Raw genomic sequence first — 19,237 nt, 5'->3', positions numbered from 1 at the left:
CAGCTGAGAGGCGAGGTATTCAGATGTCTGTCGTACTCGATGATTCTAGGATCATGCAGGCGCCATCCACAGGTGCTGAGGTCGAAGTACTCAGTTTCCTCCAGCCCGTCACACGCGAACTGGTGCATCGCAGTTCCATCGCCGAGGTGTTCGTCACCGGCGGTGTCCGTACCGGCACGGACACGTTCTCCGTGGGGGCCCAGTGGCCGCGCGACCACGCGCTGTACCACCCGGACGAGAACGGACTGAACGATCCGCTGCTGTTCGCGGAGACACTGCGCCAGGCCTACTTCTACGGGGCTCACACGTACTTCGGTGTGCGGCTCGGATCCCGCTTCATCGGTCAGGACGTGAGCTTCGAGATCACGGACCCGGCCGCGCTCCGCGTCGGGGGCGCGCCACTGGCGGTGGTCCTGCACGGCACGTGGACCGAGGAGCGGGACCGGCGGGGACGGGCGACCGGGGCGCGCCTGGACGTGACACTCACGGTCGACGGCCACCCCTGCGGACGCGGTCACACCCGGGGGCTCATGCTGGACGACCGGCGCTACGGCCTCTTACGGGGGCGTCCCGTCGCGTGCGACGAGAGGGACCGGCCACGTTCCGCGCTGGACGCCAGGATCGCGCGGCCGAGCCGGGTGGGCAGGCTGCGCTGGAAGGACTGCGTACTGGAACGGGACCGGCCCGACCAGCAGTGGGGGCTGCGGGTCGACCGCGATCACGCCGTCCTGTTCGACCACCCCACCGATCACGTACCGCTGATGGTCATGCTCGAGGGTTTCCGGCAGTTCGGCTACCTCACCATCCACGAGGCGTCCCGAAGAATGTACGCCGGACAGGCCTTCGCCCTGGCCGGCCTCTCCCTGGACTGCGCCGCCTTCGGCGAACTGGGAGAGAAGATAGTCCTGGACCTCGAGGAGGGCCCGTCCGACGCGTGCACCCTGCGCGTCGCGGCCCGCCAGGGGGAGAAACTTCTGGCCCGCGCCGAGATGACCTGGAAGTGCGTGGGCAGCCGCGCCCCCTGGTCGAGGTTCGCCTCCTGGTGACCCGGCGGCGGCCCGGTCATGGCCTGTCTCAGTGCGCGGGGGTGTCGTCGAGCGCCTGGGACAGAGCCTCCCACATGGCGTCGACGGTCTCGGCTTCGTCAGGGCCCGCGCGCCCGTGGCCGGCGTCGGAGCCGGTATCCGTGAGGAACGCACCGAAGAGCGCGGCCACGATGAGGTCGGCCAGGGGGATCGTGGGGATCGAGGCGTTCCAGTGGCCCGCCTTCTGGGTCTCGCGCACCAGATGGAGGACGAGCCCGTGTGTCTCCGTCAGCAGAGGTATCGGCCTGGCGGCCGAGCGGGCGGTCTCCGCCGACAGCCGCAACGCGGCCAGGGACCGCGCGTCCGTACCGAAGAGCCGTCCGAGGCCGAGGAAGAGCGACCGCAGGCGGCTCGGCGCCGAGTGGGGCGAGACCCTGGCCTCGGTGAGCAGTTCCCCCAGCGCGCTGGACAGGTGGTTGTCCAGCGCGGCGGCCAGGTCCTCCTTGGTGGAGAAGTGGCCGTACAGCGCGCCCTTCGTCAGTCTGATGCGGTCCGCGATGTTCTGCAGGTTTGCGTTCGCGTACCCGTACCGCGCGAACTCGTAGGCAGCCGCGTCGAGTACGCGGTCGTACGTCCGCAGGGCACGTGCCTGTTTGGGCATGACGCTCCCCTTCTGTGCCGGCTCCGTAGCGGGACCGAAGTGCAAAAGATACGTTCGTGAACGAATTCTATTCATCGAATGAGGTGCTCGCCAGATGATGCAGCGTCACAATCCTGTGGACGGCCAGTTCGACGGGATATCGCCGGTACTGCCGGTGACCGTCCTGGCCGCAGCCGAGAGCGCGGCCACCCACGCCGCGGTCGCCGACCACACCCGCAGGCTCGGGGACGAGACCGTCGCCCTCCTGACCCACGCCGGCTTCGCACGCCACTTCGTGCCCCGCGCCTGGGGCGGCACGGAAGGCACATTCGGGAGTCTGGTCACGGCGGCCACCGCCGTGGGGGAGGGGTGCGCCTCCGCCGCGTGGTGCGCGGTCCTGTGGGCGGCCCACAGCCGGTTCGCGGCATACCTGCCGCACGAAGGCCGGCGTGACATCTGGTCGGACGGCCCGGACGCCCGGATCTGCGCCGCTGTCAGGCCGTCGGGCGAGGCGCGCCGGCTGCCGTCCGGCCGGCTGCTGAGCGGCGAGTGGGAGTGCGTCAGCGGGGTGGACTTCGCGGACTGGCTCCTCGTGTGCGCACCTGAGCCCGGTGCGGAAGGTGCGGCGGGGCTGCGCATGTTCGCGGTGCCGAAGGGAGACTTCCTCGTACGCGACTCCTGGAACAGCAGTGGGATGCGCGGCACCGGCAGCCACACCGCGGTGCTCGAGACCGTCTTCGTACCGGACCACCGCAGCTTCCTCATGGAGGACCTGCTGGCGGGAACACCCGGCGCGGGACGTTCCCGGTGCCACACGGTGCCCGCCCACCTCGCCGGCGGCCTCCTCTTCTGCGCCCCGGCGCTCGGCGCGGCCCGCGGCGCACTGGCCGAGTGGTCTCTCTGGGCGGCCCGGGCCCAGGCCCGGGGGCTGCCGCAGCACGACGGCAGCCGCCTGCACCACGCCCTGGCCCGCTCGGCCGACGACATCGAGGCCGCCGAACTCCTCCTCGCGGAAGCGGCCAGATGTGCCGACACGGGCACCCGCGCCGAGGCCGACGTACTCAGAAACCGGCGAAGATCCGCGGCCGCCGTCGATCTGCTCGTGAACAGCGTCGAAAGGCTCTTCCGGACCGCGGGCGTGAGCGCCTGCGGCGGGCCGGGCCTGATCGAACGCAGCTGGCGGGACATCCACACGGTCGCCGCACACCAGATACTTCGCAGGGAGACGGCGGCCATGGTCTACGCCGCGTCCGTCTTCTCCACGCTCACCGACGACGCCTCCCCGGCCGCTGCCGGGCCCACGGCCCTGCGGGAGGTATCCGCGTCATGAGTACCGAACCACTGTTCTCACCGAACGACACCCCGCCCGCCTACCTGGTGTTCTGCGACGTCGACGACACCCTCATCCGCTGCCGGAGCGGGGTGGAGTTCCTCCGCCACTACGCCGGGCTCCGCGACGGGGCCGACGGCGTGAGCTCCACCGACGAGCTCCTGGCGGACCTCTACGCGCGGATGGCCGGTGGCATGTCACGGGAGGAGGCCAACCGGGAGTACCACCGGGCCTGGAGGCGCAGCCCGGTCGACGAGGTCGAGGAGCAGGCCGGCCGATGGTACGAGCAACGCAGCCGGGCCGAGGACTTCTACATCACCGAGACGGTCGACGCCCTCCGACGGCACCGGGCCGCGGGCGCGGCCGTGGCGCTGGTCTCCGGTTCGTTCCCACCGCTGATACCCCATGTCGCCGAGGTGGTCGGGGCGCAGTACGTGCTCGGGGCCAGGCTCGAGCGGTGCGGCCGCTTCCTGACCGGTGAACTGCTGGGCCGGCCCGCCATCGGGGAGGGCAAGTGCGTGCTGGTACGCGAACTCCTCGACGTCCACCCCCACATCGACCCGGAGGACTGCCACGCGTACGGCGACCACCCCTCCGACCTGCCGATGCTGCACATGGTCGGGCACGCCACGCTGGTGACCCCGGACGGGTCGCACGCGCCCGTGAACACGGCGGTCATGGCCTGACCTGCCCGTACCAGCGGTGGCGTCGCACCGCCCTACCCGGCTCCGGGACGTGTGTCCCGGAGCCGGGAACGTGGCGTTGTACGGACCGCCCCTGTCAGACCGTGGCGGTAGGCCCCACCAGGGCATGAGGGCGTGTATCGAAAGTGGATAACGAGACCTCTACTACGGGATGGGTCACGTGGCTCGGTCGTGTGGTCGGGCGCCTGCCGCGAGAAGCATGGCGATCGTTTCGGGGTAGGGCCCGGTCCTCGCCCATTCAAGCGGGGACCTGCCCGTGCCGTGATCTTCGCGGAGATTGGGGTCGGCGCCGTGGGCGAGGAGTGCACGCACGGTTTCGGTATGGCCCCAGCATGCGGCCGCGCACAGGGGTGTGCCTTCCGTGCCGTGTCCGCTTTCGGTGTTGGGCAGGGCCCCGGCTGCCAGTAGACAGAGGGCGTTGTCGGCGGCTCCGTTGACTGATGCGGCGTAGAGAGGCGTGGTGCCCTCGGTGTCGCTAGCTTCCGGGCAGGCCCCGACCCTTAGTAGAGCGTTGATCTGAGTGCTGTCGCCGAATGTCGCCGCCTCGACGAGACGCTTTGACAGTTTCTTCTGCCGTCGTCTGTTCACGGTCGCTCAGACTAACCAGTACGTGAGCGAAGTGCTCGGTCACAGCCGCTCGTTGATGGCTGCGACCAGGACGGTCGCCTCGTAGCGGACCGCGAGTTTGTCGTACCGCGTGGCCACGGCGCGGTGCCTCTTGAGGCGGTTGATGCCACACTCGACCGCATGTCGCGCCTTGTAATCCTCCGGGTCGAACCTCGGCGGACGGCCGCCGAGGGATCCGAGTTTCCTTCGGTTGCGGGACTGATCGACCTTGTCCGGGATGGTGCAGCGTATGCCGTGTCTGCGCAGGTAGGCGTGGTTCTTGCGGGAAGCGTATGCCTTGTCGGCGCGCACCCGCCTCGGCTTGGTGCGCGGTCGGCCCGGCCCCAGCCGTGGGACCCTGACGCGGCCCAGGACGGCCTCGAACTGCGGTGAATCCCCGCGCTGCCCGGCGGTGACCACGATGGACATGGGCTTCTGCCCCTGCTCGACGGCCAAGTGCAACTTGGTGGTCAGGCCGCCGCGCGAGCGCCCGAGGCCGTGGTCGTCGGGCTCGATGGGTGGCGATCGAAAAGAGCCTGGATGTATGGCTCCGGCTGCAACAGGCCAGGAATGACGTGGCACTCGTAGGCGTAGAGCGAGGTCGTGTCCTCCTCGATGGCTGCCCACTGCAAGAACCAAGAGGCCAGCCCCACCTTCCGCGTAAGGCTCCCCGCCGCCGCCGTCAGCACCCGCGCAGCCGTAGCCCCCAGCACCTCCTCCGAGCGGTCCAGCAGATCCCTGGGCGGGAACCGCTTCCCCTGCTCGATCTTGGCGATGTACGCCGCCGAGTACCGCACCAGCGGCGCGAACTGTTCCTGTGTGAGCCGGGCTTCGTCCCGTGGCGCCTTCAGCGCCGCCCCGAACGTCTTGAGGCTGTCCGACAGCTCCGGTTCGTTGTTGGTCGTGCCCCCGGCCCCGTTGTCCGCCCGCATAGCCACCGCCCGCCTTTCCGTGCCCGTGCCCGCTCAGTGCTGGACCCGAGCGTGCTGCCCGGTACAACGCCGACGGCCCCTATGGTCACGGGCGGTTACTCACCCAGTCCACAGGGTCAACCAGTACAACGGATTCTGTATCAGCGCGGACCCTGTGGACTTGTGGTTACGTCGGAGTCACCCCACCGGTGTGGATACACCCCCGCACATCCCCGCCATCGACTGCACGTTTGCCCACCCGGCTTCCGCCAGGACCGTCACGGAACCGGCGCGAACACCATCCGCGCGATCGCCGTCAGGATCAGCACGGCCGGGATGGCGAACCACCAGCGCCGAAGACGCACCAACGCGACGAAGGCCCCCGTGACGGCGGCGGCCAGCAGCTCCGTCACCAAGGCGAAAAGAGCCATCGCCCGTGCGGTGTCCGTGACCGTGCTGTCCCACGGGCCCTCGGACTCGACGAGCAGGGCGTTCAGCAGGAAGAACCCGCCGATGGCATGCAGCACCAGCAGAAACGCGGCACACAGAGCCGTTGCGACCGCCTTCCCCGGCGGCCTTCGCGTCCGTTCCCTCGTGTCCTGCTCAGTCATCCAGTACCCCGCCTTGCCTGTTCCAGGTTGTAACCGGAGCCACGACCGTAGGCCTGTGCGTCGTCGGTCTGCCAACCCGGGCCACCGTTGTACCGCGCGGCCACCCGCCGGTTGTCCTGCCACCACGCGCAACCAGGGGTTGCGGCAGGCGCGAGAGGCATACCTGGAGCGGGTACACCCGGCAGGCACTCTGATCATCCGTGACTCTGGGGGCACATGAGGTGGTGGACCTGGGCAGGCCATCGTGCGAGCGCCACGCTCGCTGCGACTCTTGATGGCGTCGCGGTACCAGGCAAGGCCGTTAATGATCGCTGGATCCGGCTGCGGGAGGATCTCGATCCGAGGGCTTGAAGGGCGCGACTGCGGAGGCCGCTGAGCGCCTATGCCTCCCGGCCATTGATGAGAGAGCTGTCCGCGGTCTGCAATTCGCTGACGCCCTGCCGCCTCGCCCTGCTGAGGCGACGCGTTCACTTCGAATGGCCGACATCGGATCTGGTGCCCTGGTTTTGTCGGAGCCCGTGCGATTTGTCGCGTTTGAATATTGAGGCAGTGTGGGCGCGCAAAGCCCCTGCGTGGGTACTCGCGGTGGCGTGGGTGACTTGCAAGGCGTCCACCGGAAGTGGCGGCGCCTGCATCGGTGTTCAGGGTGTGGGCCCTCACGGGTGGGCGTCACCAACATGTGAGGTGACCAGGATGTGAACTCCGCGGCCGGTTCGCCGGGTGTCCACTCCACCGGGTCCGTTCAGGAGCGAATGTTGGCTGTGCCGCCCGGTTGGGCCCACGCTGCGTGCCGTATGAAGCCGTCCTGGACATTTCACCCACCGCGCATCGCGATAATGCGATGACCTGCGGTGCTTCGAGTCTCGTTCGGTGAAGAGTCCCAATCGTCCGTCCTGTTGACGCCGTGTCATCAGCGTGTATACAACGCGCTTGATTCATCGACAGCGCTCCGATCCCCGCATCCGATCGCGCCTTTGGCATGCCCGAAAGCAGCCCGAGCGCCCGGGATGGGAACCGGTGGCGTCATGCGGCGCCCATGGCGCGAAGAAGAGGCGGACGTACGTGAGAACGCGACACAGAGGACTGCTTGCCGGCCTCGTCGCATCGGCCGTGGTGGGGACCTTGCTCCCACCCCTGGTCTTTGCGACGCCGGCGGCAGCGGCTGATCCGAGCGGTGACGGGGGCGAGGAGAGAAGCGTCCTCGACGCCGTCAAGGGGTGGTTCACCGATGGCGAGGAACCGCCGCCGGCCGACGCTCTGGAGATATCCAGCCGCGAGAAGCCGACCAGGGGAACGAAGGAACCCAAGCCGAAGCGCGTAAAGGAACTGAAGAACCGGCGCACTCCCAGTGCCCGGTTCTTCGAGCTCTCGGACGGTCGTGTCGAGGCCGAACTGACCGCGGTGCCCACCGCGTACCGGGATGAGAAGAACAAGGCCTGGAAGCCGATCGACGTCTCCGTGCGGGAGACCTCGAAGAAGGGCTTCGACTACGCCAACACCGCCAACCTGGGCCGGACCTATTTGGGGTCCGAGCCGGGTGAGCTGGTGCGGATCGAAGGCGGGGGCGGCGAGTCCGTCACCCTCGGGCTGGACACCGCGGCCCCCGGCGGCAAGGACCTGAAGCCGGCGGCCAAGGGCGCCAAGGTCGTCTACGCGAACGCCGTCGAGGGTGCTGACCTGGAGTACGTGGTCGAGCCCGGCCAGGTCAAGGAGAACATCGTCCTGGCCGAGCGCCCGGACGGGCCGGTGAAGTTCAGCTTCACGCTGGACGCGGGCGGCCTGACGCCCAAGGCCCGCAAGGACGGATCGGTCGCCCTGTACGGCGAGGCGCCCCGGACGCCGGTGATGGTCATCCCCGCCCCGTACATGACGGACGCGGCGAAGGATCACAAGTCCCCGACCGGGGGTACCTACAGCACCGAGGTCACCCAGAAGCTGACCAAGGACGGTGACGACTGGAAGATCACCGTCACACCGGACACCGGGTGGCTGGCCGACAAGGACCGCCGGTACCCGGTCGTGATCGACCCGACGATCACCATCAGCCCCGACGCGACCGGTTCGAAGGACACCATGGTCCTGTCGGACCAGCCGTCCACCAACTTCAACACCACGTGGAAGATGTCGGCCGGCAAGACCGACACCGGTCTCTCGCGCTCCCTGGTGCAGTTCCCGCTGTCGGAGATCCCGGCCGGGGTGAAGGTCGACTCCGCCCGCCTGGGCCTGTACTTCGACCAGTCGCACACCACCAACGCCAACGACGTCACCATCGGCGCCTACCGGGCCACCGGCACCTGGACCGAGGGCGGCGCCACCTGGGCCAACACCAGCGGACTGGTGGGTGAGCTGTCCGGCACCACCGTGCAGATCGACGACGGTGACGCGGGCACGGCCGCCGTCGGCGAGTGGCCGAGGGTCGCCACCACCAGCACGGCGAACGTCGGCAGTGGCTACGCGTACAACAAGAACGCGGCCACCGGCGAGAGCTACACCTACCAGCCCCGGATCGCCGAAACGGCGTCCTACCGCGTCGAGGCGCACTACTCGCCGCTGGCCGACAACACCACCGCGGCCCCGTACAAGGTCCTCCACGACGGGCTGACGCACAACTACACCGTCGACCAGACAGCCGGGACCGCATCGGCCTGGAAGGCCCTGACCAGCACCCAGCTGGACTTCAACAAGGGCAACGCCGACAAGATCGTCCTGGGCGACACGGGCGACTCCACCAAGCGGACCATGGCCGACGCCGTGCGCCTGGTGAACCCCGCCTCGATCGTCAAGAACACCGGCGAGTACAACCAGTGGCACAACTTCCCGGTCACCGACACCGTCCAGAAGTGGGTGTCGGGGACCGCCACCAACTACGGCTTCGTACTCAAGGCCACCGACGAGTCGGCCACCGCGCCGACCGGCGGCCCGCGCTACGAGGCTGCCGACGGCTCCACCTACGGGGGAGAGACGGCGACCATCCCGCGGCTGACCGTCACCTACGGCAAGGTCGGCACGTCGCTGAACTCGCCGGAGGTCGTGCACTCCACCGGTCCCGAACTGAGCTGGCCGGCGTACAAGAACGACACTGGCGACACGAAGCTCGACATCGCCGAGTACCAGCTGCACCGGTCGACCCTGCAGGCGTTCACCCCGTCGTCCGCGACGCTGGTGGCACCGATCGCCGAGACCGCGACCAGCTACACCGACACCACCGCGACGCCGTCCCCGAACGGGGCCGGAACACCGGAGATCGGCCGGTCGTACTACTACCAGATCGTCGTGAAGACCGCCGACGGACAGCTGCTCGGCTCCCCGACGCGGACCGTCGGCATCCCCAAGCCGGGCCGCACCATGCGCCTGCTCCAGGGCACCGACGACGTCACCGACACCACGCTCTCCTCCCAGCAGCCCACCACCAGCCAGGACACCATCCAGTCCTTCGGGGTCGGCCAGAAGTGGCTGAGCACCGGTGACAACTCCGGCACCTACGGCACCACCCGTGCCGCGCTGAAGTTCAACACCACGGCCATCCCGACCACGGCCACCGTCCTCGAGGGCCGGATGTACCTGTGGGGTGCGGAGACCACCAACACCGCCGCGGGAGCCGTCTACGAACTCCACGGGCTGAACAAGGCCTTCGACGAGACCACCGCCACCTGGAACCAGTCGGCCGCCTCGGCCCCCTGGACCGCTCCGGGCGGCGACTTCTCGGCCACCGTCTCGGACACCGTGCCCCAGTTCACCGAGGAGGTCGGCCGTCACTGGTGGGACGCCACCACCCTCGCCAAGAGCTGGGTGAAGACCCCTTCCGGCAACAAGGGCGCCCTGGTCAAGCTGGCCGGCGACACCGACGCCACCCAGCAGGAGCGCACCCTGTGGCTGGCCTCCGAGGCCGCCGACTACCAGCTCGGCCCGCTGCTGCGTGTCATCTACGTCGACTCGACTACCGAGGACACGTACTACGCGCCGCAGACCCCGGCCCGGATGACCCCGAACTCCACCTACACCGTGGACACGACGGTCACCAACACCACGAGCGCGGCCTGGGCGGCCGGTGAGCGCCAGCTCTCCTACACCTGGAAGCTGCCCGACGGCACCGACGTCACCACCGGCGGCAACCAGGCGGCCACCGCCGTCCCGGCCCTGATCCCCGGCGAGTCCGCCACCGTCAAGGCCACGGTCAAGACCCCGATCAACTCGGACAGCGGCAACAAGCGCACCGAATACGTCCTCGGCTGGGATGTGAAGAAGGTCGCCGACGGCTCCTGGCTCTCGGTCACCAACCCCTCGATCACCCCGCTGAGGCAGCCGGTGGCGGTCGAGGACCCGACGTCGAACTCGCTGGGCATGGAGAAGTTCTACGCCTACGCGGGCAAGAACACCGGCGCCGGCTCGACGGTCATGAACAACCTCGCGTCGGGCAACAGCGTGTGGTCGTACAACGCGTTCAGCAACCCGGGCCGGGGCCTGACCACGTTCGCACGGTTCGCCTACAACTCCCAGGACACGTCCGACACGGTCGCCGGTCACGGCTGGTCCTTCCAGGCCGCCGGCCCGATCCGGCTGGGCGCGCCGCTGGACTTCCACCCCAACCCGAATCCGACCGAGATCCGGCTCCCGGACGGCGACGGCACCACGCACGTCTTCCGCAAGCAGGAGGACGGCACCTGGAAGGCCCCCGCGGGCGTTCACTACCGAGTCAGCATGAAGGCCGGGCTGGACTGCAACCCGGCCAAGGACCCTATCCCGGACGCCTGGACGATGACTCGCCCGGACGGGACCCGGTTCCTGTTCGGCTGCGACGGCTACCTCACCTCGACGGTCGACAGGAACGGCAACACACAGCTGTTCACGTACGAGGAGCGGAAGTCCAACAACAAGCCGACCAAGTTCCTCAAGTACATCACCGACCCTGCGGGCCGGCAGTCGCTGAACGTCGAGTACTGGGACAAGGGCCAGAAGGGCTACCAGTACGTCAACGACTCGGGTGTGCTGACCTCGGACACCGGTAACCTCAACAACTCGAAGATCTATGACCACGTCCGCTCGATCACCGACATCTCCGGCCGGAAGATCGAGTTCTACTACACGGACAAGGGTCTCCTCGGGCAGTACACCGACGGTGTCGGCAGCTCGCAGCCGAAGATCTTCAAGTTCACCTACGACGCCACCCAGGGCAACAAGAACGTCAAGCTGGTCAAGGTCACCGACCCGCGCGGCAACGGCACGTCCCTGGCGTACTACGCCCCGCAGTCCGGTGACGACCCGAAGTACCACTGGTGGACGAAGACGGTCACGGACCGGCTGAACGGTGCGACCGGCTTCGACTACGCGGCCGATACGTCGAACGCGAAGTTCACCCGGACCGAGGTCACGGACGCCGAGACCCACACGGCGACCCACGTGACCGACGACTTCGGGCGTCCCGTGCAGACCACGAACGCCAAGTCCCAGACGACGAAAATGAGTTGGGATGCGGACAACAACGTCACCTACATGGAGGAGGACAACGGCGCCAAGACGGCGTACTGCTACGACCAGAAGACGGGCTACCCGCTCTGGCAGCGCGACGCGGAGAACAACAAGGCAGGCGTGCCGCCCGCGGCCGACTGCGCTCCGGGAACGTACCCGGCGAACTCGCAGCAGTACAGCTACCTGACCCGTCTGGACGGCTTCTCGGCCGACCTCCGGACGAAGACCTCTCCCGAGGGCAACACGTGGCAGTTCGGCTATGACTCGTTCGGCAACCTGAAGACGGTCACCGACCCGGAGGGCGTCGCGACCGCGACGGCCGACGACTACACCACCAGTAACGAGTACGACGCCTACGGTCAGCTGACCAGGGTGACCGACGCCAAGGGCAACCCCACGACCAACAGCGGCTTCGGCCCGACGGGCTACCCGGCGACGATCACCGACGCGCTGGGCAAGGCGACGTCGTACGTGTACGACGAGCGAGGTCAGGTCGAGGAGGTCACCGACGCGCTCGGCAAGAAGGTCACCCAGACCTACGACACCTTCGGGCGTCCCAAGGTCGCGACGGTGCCCAAGGAAGCCGGGGTGGTGATCACCACCCCTGAGCCGGAGTACGACGCCAACGACAACACCACCACGTCGACCTCGCCCAACGGCGCGGTGTCCACGGCGGTGTACGACGCGGCGGACCAGATCACCTCGGCCACCGCGCCGAAGGACACCTCCACATCGGGTGAGCGGAAGTCGACGTACACCTACGACAAGGTCGGCAACCTCAGGACGACGACCGAACCCAAGGGTTCGCTGACCACGTCCGACGCGACGGACTACGTCACGACCAACACGTATGACGAGGTCTACCAACTGCTCTCCGCGGTCAACGCGGACGGCGACAGGATCTCCTACACGTACGACAACGTCGGCAACCTCACCAAGGTGGTGGACCCGAAGAAGAACGCCACCGCCGACCCCGACGACTACATGACCAAGACGGCCTACGACCTGAACCACCGGGTCACCACGGTCACGGACGCGGCCGGCAAGTCCACCTCGCGGACGTACGACAAGGACTCCCTGGTCATCGAGACCGAGGACGCCGAGAACAACTCCACGTTCTTCGACTACGACAAGCGCGGCAAGCAGAAGGAGATCCGCGCCCCCTACTCCGCGACGACGGTCCGCAAGACCCAGTTCGAGTACGACCAGGTCGGCAACACCACCAAGGTCGTCACGCCGCGCGGCACCGCGACGACGGGCACCGCGGACGACTTCGCGCAGCGCACCGAGTACGACGCGCTGAACCGTCCGGTCAAGCAGTTCCAGCCGTACGACCCGACGGACGGCCGCTACAACAAGGCGGACATCTACACCCAGACGTCGTACGACGCCGTGGGCAGGGTGGCGAAGACCTCGCTGCCGCCCTCCGCGGGCGAGACGGTCCGCAACGACACCACCTACGAGTACTTCGACAACGGCTGGACGAGGAAGTCCACCGACCCGTGGGACATCACCACGACCTACGACTACACCGAGACGGGCCAGCAGAAGGCCCGGACGCTGACCTCGGCGGGCGGCTCCTCGGACCGGACCATGGCGTGGTCGTACTACCCCGACGGCAAGCTCAGGTCGAAGTCCGACGACGGTGTGCCGGTCGGCAAGTCGGTCGTGCTGGTCGACAACTCCGACACCCAGCACACCTCCTCCACCGGTACATGGGCGAAGGGAGACCTCACCGGCCAGCAGGGCTACGACCACCGCACGCACACGGCGGGCACCGGCACGGATGCCTTCACCTGGACGCTGAACATCCCCGAGGACGGCACGTACACGGCGTACGTGAAGTACCCCAAGGTGACCGGCGCCGCCACCACGGCCAAGTACACCCTGACGCACGGCACGACCACCGAGCCCTCCGTGACGAAGGACCAGACGGCGAACACCGGTACCTGGGTCGGACTGGGCAGCCACACCCTCAAGCAGGGCGAGAGCAGCAAGCTCGAGCTGGCTCAGAACAGCGGTGGCGCGGTCGTCGCCGACGCGGTCAAGCTGGTGCGTGACACGAGTGGTGAGACCGACAGCGAGAAGCACACCTTCGCCTACGCCTACGACGTCAACAGCAACCTCACCTCGATCGACGACACCTCGTCCGGCGCGAAGATCGACGCCTACACCGTGGCGTACACGGGCCTGAACCAGGTCGCGAAGGTGACGGAGGCGCTGGCCGGCGCGGAGAAGAAGGTCACGTCGTACACGTACGACGCCAACGGCCAGACGGACACGGTCACCCACCCCGACCAGTTCTCCAAGTACACCTACGACCTGCGGGAGCAGGTCAAGACGGTGTCGGTCGGCAGGACGGCGGCCGACGCCTCACCGAAGGTGAGCTCCTACACCTACACCGACCGCGGCCAGAAGCTCCAGGAGACCAAGGCCAACAAGAACACGGTCGACTCCACCTACCACCTGAACGGCGCCCTGAAGTCGACGACGGAGAAGAAGGGCTCCGGCACCCTCGTCTCCTCCCACACCTACACCTACGACGCCAACGGCAACAAGGCGCAGGACGTGGCGAAGAAGATGAACGCCGACAACCACGCGGCGTACCTCGACTCCACCACGGACTACACCTACGACCCGGCGGACCGGCTCGCCAAGTCGGTCAAGACGGGCACGGGTGCGGGCACCGACACCTATGTCCACGACGACAACGCGAACGTCATCAGCCAGTCGGTCAAGGGCGTCTCCACGACGTTCGACTACGACCGCAACCGGCTGCTGACCGCCACCGTGTCAGGCTCGACCGCGAGCTACAACTACGACCCGTTCGGCCGTCAGGAGTCGGTCACCGCAGGCGGAAAGGTCGTCGAGCGCAGCGTCTACGACGGCTTCGACCACATCGTGGAGTCCCAGAAGGCGGACGACACGGGAACCCTGAAGTCGACGAAGTTCACGTTCGACCCGCTGGACCGCACCGCGTCGAAGACGGCGGACGGCAAGACGACCGACTTCAACTACCTCGGCATGTCGGGCGAGGTGCTGGGTGAGGAGGTCGCCGGCGAGCTCACCAAGTCCTACCAGTACAGCCCGTGGGGCGAGCGTCTCTCCCAGGTCAAGCACAACGCCGACGGAACCAGCGAGGACGGCTTCTACGGCTACAACTCGCACACGGACGTCGAGACGCTGACCGACAAGGACGGCGACACCAAGTCGACCTACGGCTACACCGCCTACGGCTCCGACGACAAGGACGAGTTCACCGGCATCGACAAGCCGGAGGCGGCCGATCCGTCCAAGGAGGCCTACAACCCCTACCGGTTCAACGCCAAGCGCTGGGACGCGCAGACCGGCACCTACGACATGGGGTTCCGGGACTACAGCCCGGGACTCAACCGGTTCACCAGCCGGGACATGTACAACGGGGCCCTCTCGGACATGGGACTCGGCACCGACCCATATACCGCAAACCGGTATGCATACGCCGGAGGTAATCCCAGTAGTCTCGTCGAGTTGGACGGGCACATACTGGCTCCGTTGGATGGCGGCAATCCCACTTTGACGGAGTCGCGGCTTTCTGACGGCCGGACCGCAATTTATGACGCCTATGGGATCGGGCACATCGTCGGCAACGGCGACGGCGATAATGATGCCACGAGGGAAGCTCTTCGGACAGCTAACTCAGACCTCAAGACCGCAGGTGCGTATTACGACCCCAGTACTGGCACCGGTGAGAAGTTCCTTGTTCAAGACGACAACAACCCGTTGATCGGGAAAGGTTCCTTCCTTGATGAGAACGGAAACGAGCGAAAGAATGGGACAACATCCGACCTCATTCGGGTATCGTATGAGAATGGAAGTATCGTAGACGTCGATGACTATGATGCGACCGGGTCGAAAGATGGGAAACCTTTGGGCTTGATTGCGTCGGACATCAACAACAAAATGGATCCGGCAAAGAAGTCTCAGGCGAACAATGTCATCTACGTATCAGCCAGTGCGTCGCAGGCCCAAACTGTGTCGGATCATTTTGCCGGGGATGCGCGTGTTCGCGTCATTCACTCCGCGAGCGGGTTTGACAGTGGCAGAGTTTTCAACGGGGTAACGGGTGGAGTGAATTCTGCCAGGGTTAGCCCAAAAATTGGGAAGTTTCGCGCTATGGGGTTCGCAGGTGCAGTCATGCCGTTCGCTCAATCAAATAGCTATGTTCGTAGCTACGGCTTTTGGGGTGGGCTCGGCGAGATGTTCAAAGACGGTGTGGACCCATGGGGATTCCATGATCTGGTCGAGCCGCAAGCGCAGCCGTACACTTAGACGGAGCGCCTGCGATACCACAACCCCGTCGCCTAGTTGAGGTGTCAGGATTGGCGGCATGGCGTACCTCGCCCTCGGGCAGGACGCGCCATGCCGCCGAATGCATTCCCTTGGCTGCATTATCTAGTTTCCTGGGAGTAAGACAGTGGCCGGAATTCGAGTTATCGTGTGTTTGTCTGCAGAGGAAGTCAAGGGCGGCCTTGTCCAGGCAATAGCGCGACGCATTGCGCCTTTTGAAAGAGATTCTGGTGTCGAGTGGCGTGAAATTTGGGATTCTTGGGAAATTCGTGGAGGAAGCGAACTCTATGGATTTTCTGTACTTCCAGGGTTCGAGATGGATGGAAGGTTGATTCATGACCAACCCGACCATGCTGGAACTCCTCGCGTAAGTCTTCCCGGGCAATGCGCTGGAGGGCCCAAGGGTGTGTTGGATATGGCTGTCCTTGATGAGTGGATGCCAGATTTGTTGACCTTGGACGGTTGGTGGGTCGAAGATGGGTCCCCAATCCACTACTCGTGTCAGGATGCAGAATCCTGTCCTCATCTCGCCGTCGGGGAGACTTATGCGGATGCGCCAATTTCGTATTTGCGGAACCTTGATCCCGATGTGATCCTCGTTCGCCTGCGTTGCCACGGTTAGCCTGAGGTTAGCCTCGACCTTTATAGCGGTCCGCCGGTGAGCAGGTGGGTCGTTTGGCCTGTGGGGGCGTGGAGCAGTCTCTGGTCCGGCTGTCTCAACGGGTGTCCGCTGGGTTGTACGGCTCCGGAAAGGGCATCAGGAACCTGGCGCCGAACTACAGGTGACGTGAACCGGGGGCGTGTCGTACGGCTGACACGCCCCCCGGTCCAATCCTTCGATCGGAATGTGAAGAGAATGTGGATCGAGCGAATCACCGAGGCCACGCACTGGGAGCCGCTTCGGCTCGATATCTCCTGGAGTAGCGTCGAGGAGGAACTCGGCACGGCACTTCCCGAGGATTACAAGAAGCTTGCCGAGACCTTCGGCAAGGGGGAGTTCTCCGAATTCCTGCGCGTTTTCACCGTCGATCCCACGAGGCAGTTCGACCTGGTCAGGATCTGGAAGAAGTTTCTCGACGGCGGCCCGGAGAGCGGGCCCGATCCCGCCTTCAAGCCCTACCGGATGTACCGGCCCGGTCAGCGCGGTCTCAGTCCGTGGGCTTTCGGTGAGATGAAGTGCAGCTACTTCTGGCTGGCATCCGCGGATGAGGACCCGGCGAGTTGGCCAGTCGTCACGCAGGGGGACCCGTATCCCTGGCACGAAGTGAACATGTCCACCTCCGAGTTCGTCTGCCGAGTGCTGACGGATCCCGACTTCGAGCCGTTCTCGATCGCGAGGCTGTTTCCGCAGCCCGACTTCTATCCCATGGACTGAGGGGCACGCACCACCCCTGCGCACCGCCCTTGCGCACCGCTCCTGCGTCCGACGTGAGTCCTCGTTGACGGCCCCCGGGCGGCCGCCCCGCGCGCCCCGGGTGTGACGTCTGGAACGCCTGCGTCGCTGGTCAGAGTGTGAACACGAACGCCTCGCACACCGACGCCCCTTCACCCGCCTACCTCGCAGTGATGCGCTCACCGATCGGCCTGGGGCTGGCCGCATCCTTGCTGCTCGGTGCCGTGATCGTCACGGATGTGCTGTCCCTCGCCTCCGGCGTCCATCTGTACGACCTGCTGCGCGGCATGCCTGACCAGGCGGCCTGGTGGACGGTGCCGCGCGTCGAGGCGAGCCAGCGCGCCTACGGCCTCTTCGGCATGCTCCAGAGCGCCTTCTACCTCGCCACCGGAATCGTCTACGTCTGCTGGCTGTACCGCCTGCGCGACAACGCCGAAGTGTTCGCCCCCGGCACCCATCGGCACCGCCGCGGCTGGACCGGCTGGGGCTGGCTCGTCCCGGTCGTCAACGCGTGGTTCCCGCGGCGGATCACCCTCGACATCTGGGACGCGAGCCGTCCCGTGGGACCGGACGCGCCCGACCGGCCGGGTCATGGCCTGATCAACATGTGGTGGGGCTTCTGGCTGGCGCAAGGCGTCGTCCAGGTTGCCGGCGGTGCGGTCTACGACATGGCCGAATCGATCGGCACGACGAACGTGGGTCTCGGCCTTCTCACGGCAGCTGACCTTCTCGACATCGTCTGTGCCGTTCTCGCCGTCCGGCTGGTCCGCACGCTGACGCACATGCAGCACGTCAAGGCGCGTTACGGGTCGACCACCAGGCAGGGAGAGCCGTCCAGCTGATGCTCCCGCAGCCCCGCTCGGACGGGTGGGACTCGCCACAGTGACGTCTGAGGCCGCCGGTGCGCTTGGTGAGAGGGAACGGATCGTGTTCCCGCCGGGTGTTCCACGCGGGCCCCGGCCGTACGTGGGACCTGGGGGTTGCGGTGGGGGCGAGCGGGGCTGGCAAGCGACGTCTTTCTGCCGGTGAGATGCGTGCAGGCGTCGCGGAATTCGTACGAACGGTGACGGCGCGGAGACGACTGCCACTGGACTACTCGGTGGCGAGCCTTCGCGTGGTGGACCGCGTCGTCGACGGGCTCCGCGCCGCCGGACCGGAACAGGCGGCCGTGGCGCGTGAACTGTTCTGGCTCGGGGCGTACGCGGGCGAGGTGTTCGTCCGGCGGGCCGGTGCCGTGTGGGTGGACCTCGACCCGGGGCACCAGAAGCTGTTCGGGCAGTTGGTGGGCGTCCGGATGCCTGACGGGCGGGCGTGGAACCCGATCGGAAAGGTGGCCAATCGATTCGCCGCGGGGCCGGAGGAGTCCGTACAGCAGCTGTACTTCCTGCTGCACGGCCGCCTCGCGGTGCCTGCGCTGGCCGGCCGGTGACCTGAGCCCTTCCGTGCGGTGACGGTCGCCGTCAGGTGTGGTCGTGCGGCCTGACAGCGGGCCGGCAGCCTGGAGGCGGCCGCTCAGGTGAACGGGGTGGGCCCCACCGAGGTCCGGCTCATGCGCGCCCGCCGGTCGGCGGACACGGACAGGCCGCCGCCGACGACCGTGCAGACCACGCCCAGCACCACGGCCAGTCCGAGCAGCGTGGGGGCGGTACCACTCGCGAGTGGGCGACCCCGCACCGCGGAGACGGGGACGGTGCCCGAGCCCTCGCTCAGGAAGTACCGCGACTCGTTCGAGTTCCCCCTGTTGTCACCCAGGAGGAACATGCGGCCGGGAGGCACGGTGACATCGAAGGCAGGGGTGCCGGAGGGGCCACCGTCCTCCTTCACGTACGGCTCCTCGACCGGTCTGCCGTTGACGGTCAGGGAGCCGCCGCTGAACACGAGGTGATCGCCTCCGAGCCCGACCACGCGCTGGAGGACCGGGAGCCCCCGGTATCTGCCCGACATCTCGTAGAGCACCACGTCGCCGCGCCGGATCGCCGCGCCACCGACCTTCTCGATCGGAATCCGGTCGCCTTCCCTGAACGTGGGCTCCATGGCTCCACCGGCTTTCACCGTGGTGTACGAGGTCTGGAGGTACACGAGTGCTCCCGCGGCCGCGACCAGCCCGAGCACGACCAGGAGCGTTCCCGCGATCAGCATGCCTCTGCTGGATCCCTGCCGATTCCGCATCGTCTCTTTCCGTCAGTCGTCCGTGCATCGAAGGGCCGGGGCCCCCTGGTGGC

12 protein-coding genes and 1 pseudogene are annotated in these 19,237 nt (G+C 66.9%); 7 read left to right on the top strand and 6 right to left on the bottom strand.

Going from position 1 to position 19,237, the window contains the following annotated elements; genetic code table 11:
• The first annotated feature begins 53 nt into the window (after positions 1-53).
• Positions 54-1,046 carry a ScbA/BarX family gamma-butyrolactone biosynthesis protein gene (locus ABZ441_RS10140; protein ID WP_358970440.1) on the top strand — a complete coding sequence of 331 codons (993 nt, stop codon included), beginning with the start codon at positions 54-56 and terminating at the stop codon, positions 1,044-1,046.
• A 28-nt stretch (positions 1,047-1,074) separates the two neighbouring features.
• On the opposite strand, the gene ABZ441_RS10135 is transcribed toward ABZ441_RS10140, so the two are convergent.
• Entirely contained in the window at positions 1,075-1,686 is a 612-nt protein-coding gene (locus ABZ441_RS10135; RefSeq protein WP_358970437.1) for a TetR/AcrR family transcriptional regulator, read from the bottom strand.
• Between the two features lie 94 nt (positions 1,687-1,780).
• On the opposite strand from ABZ441_RS10135, the gene ABZ441_RS10130 reads away from it, so the two are divergent.
• Both ABZ441_RS10130 and ABZ441_RS10125 read left to right on the top strand, forming a co-directional pair.
• A complete protein-coding gene (locus ABZ441_RS10130; RefSeq protein WP_358970434.1) occupies positions 1,781-2,995 on the top strand; it encodes an oxidoreductase in 1,215 nt (404 codons plus the stop codon).
• A complete protein-coding gene (locus ABZ441_RS10125) occupies positions 2,992-3,681 on the top strand; it encodes an HAD-IB family hydrolase (protein ID WP_358970432.1) in 690 nt (229 codons plus the stop codon). Before ABZ441_RS10130 ends, ABZ441_RS10125 begins: the two co-directional genes overlap by 4 nt.
• Before the next feature lie 174 nt (positions 3,682-3,855).
• Here the strand turns inward: ABZ441_RS10125 and ABZ441_RS10120 are convergent, their stop codons facing one another.
• The 4 genes and pseudogenes from ABZ441_RS10120 to ABZ441_RS10105 all read right to left on the bottom strand — a co-directional run bounded on the left by ABZ441_RS10120 (position 3,856) and on the right by ABZ441_RS10105 (position 5,827).
• Entirely contained in the window at positions 3,856-4,287 is a 432-nt protein-coding gene (locus tag ABZ441_RS10120; protein WP_358970429.1) for an ankyrin repeat domain-containing protein, read from the bottom strand.
• Positions 4,288-4,326: 39 nt separating this feature from the next.
• Complete coding sequence (locus tag ABZ441_RS10115) at positions 4,327-4,761, bottom strand: transposase (protein ID WP_358970427.1); 435 nt, start codon at positions 4,759-4,761, stop codon at positions 4,327-4,329.
• Positions 4,762-4,826: 65 nt separating this feature from the next.
• A pseudogene (locus ABZ441_RS10110) lies at positions 4,827-5,237 on the bottom strand (helix-turn-helix domain-containing protein); the annotation flags it as partial.
• A 257-nt stretch (positions 5,238-5,494) separates the two neighbouring features.
• Entirely contained in the window at positions 5,495-5,827 is a 333-nt protein-coding gene (locus ABZ441_RS10105; protein WP_358970424.1) for a hypothetical protein, read from the bottom strand.
• Between the two features lie 2,073 nt (positions 5,828-7,900).
• On the opposite strand from ABZ441_RS10105, the gene ABZ441_RS10100 reads away from it, so the two are divergent.
• From ABZ441_RS10100 to ABZ441_RS10085, 4 genes are all read left to right on the top strand, one after another.
• Complete coding sequence (locus tag ABZ441_RS10100) at positions 7,901-15,604, top strand: DNRLRE domain-containing protein (protein ID WP_358970620.1); 7,704 nt, start codon at positions 7,901-7,903, stop codon at positions 15,602-15,604.
• A gap of 874 nt (positions 15,605-16,478) precedes the next feature.
• The gene (locus ABZ441_RS10095) at positions 16,479-16,997 is read left to right on the top strand and encodes a hypothetical protein (protein ID WP_358970421.1); all 519 of its coding nucleotides are present in this window, start codon (positions 16,479-16,481) and stop codon (positions 16,995-16,997) included.
• Between the two features lie 137 nt (positions 16,998-17,134).
• Positions 17,135-17,857, top strand: a complete 723-nt coding sequence (locus ABZ441_RS10090) for a DUF4328 domain-containing protein (protein ID WP_358970418.1) — start codon at positions 17,135-17,137, stop codon at positions 17,855-17,857.
• A gap of 188 nt (positions 17,858-18,045) precedes the next feature.
• Positions 18,046-18,444, top strand: a complete 399-nt coding sequence (locus ABZ441_RS10085) for a hypothetical protein (protein ID WP_358970415.1) — start codon at positions 18,046-18,048, stop codon at positions 18,442-18,444.
• Positions 18,445-18,527: 83 nt separating this feature from the next.
• Here the strand turns inward: ABZ441_RS10085 and lepB are convergent, their stop codons facing one another.
• A complete protein-coding gene (gene lepB / locus ABZ441_RS10080) occupies positions 18,528-19,154 on the bottom strand; it encodes a signal peptidase I (protein ID WP_358970412.1) in 627 nt (208 codons plus the stop codon).
• Positions 19,155-19,237: the final 83 nt, after the last annotated feature.

The sequence above is a fragment of the Streptomyces sp. NPDC005752 genome (assembly GCF_040630715.1).
In the GTDB taxonomy this organism is placed as follows: Bacteria; Actinomycetota; Actinomycetes; order Streptomycetales; family Streptomycetaceae; genus Streptomyces.
This window is presented reverse-complemented; position numbering and strand designations above follow the sequence as displayed.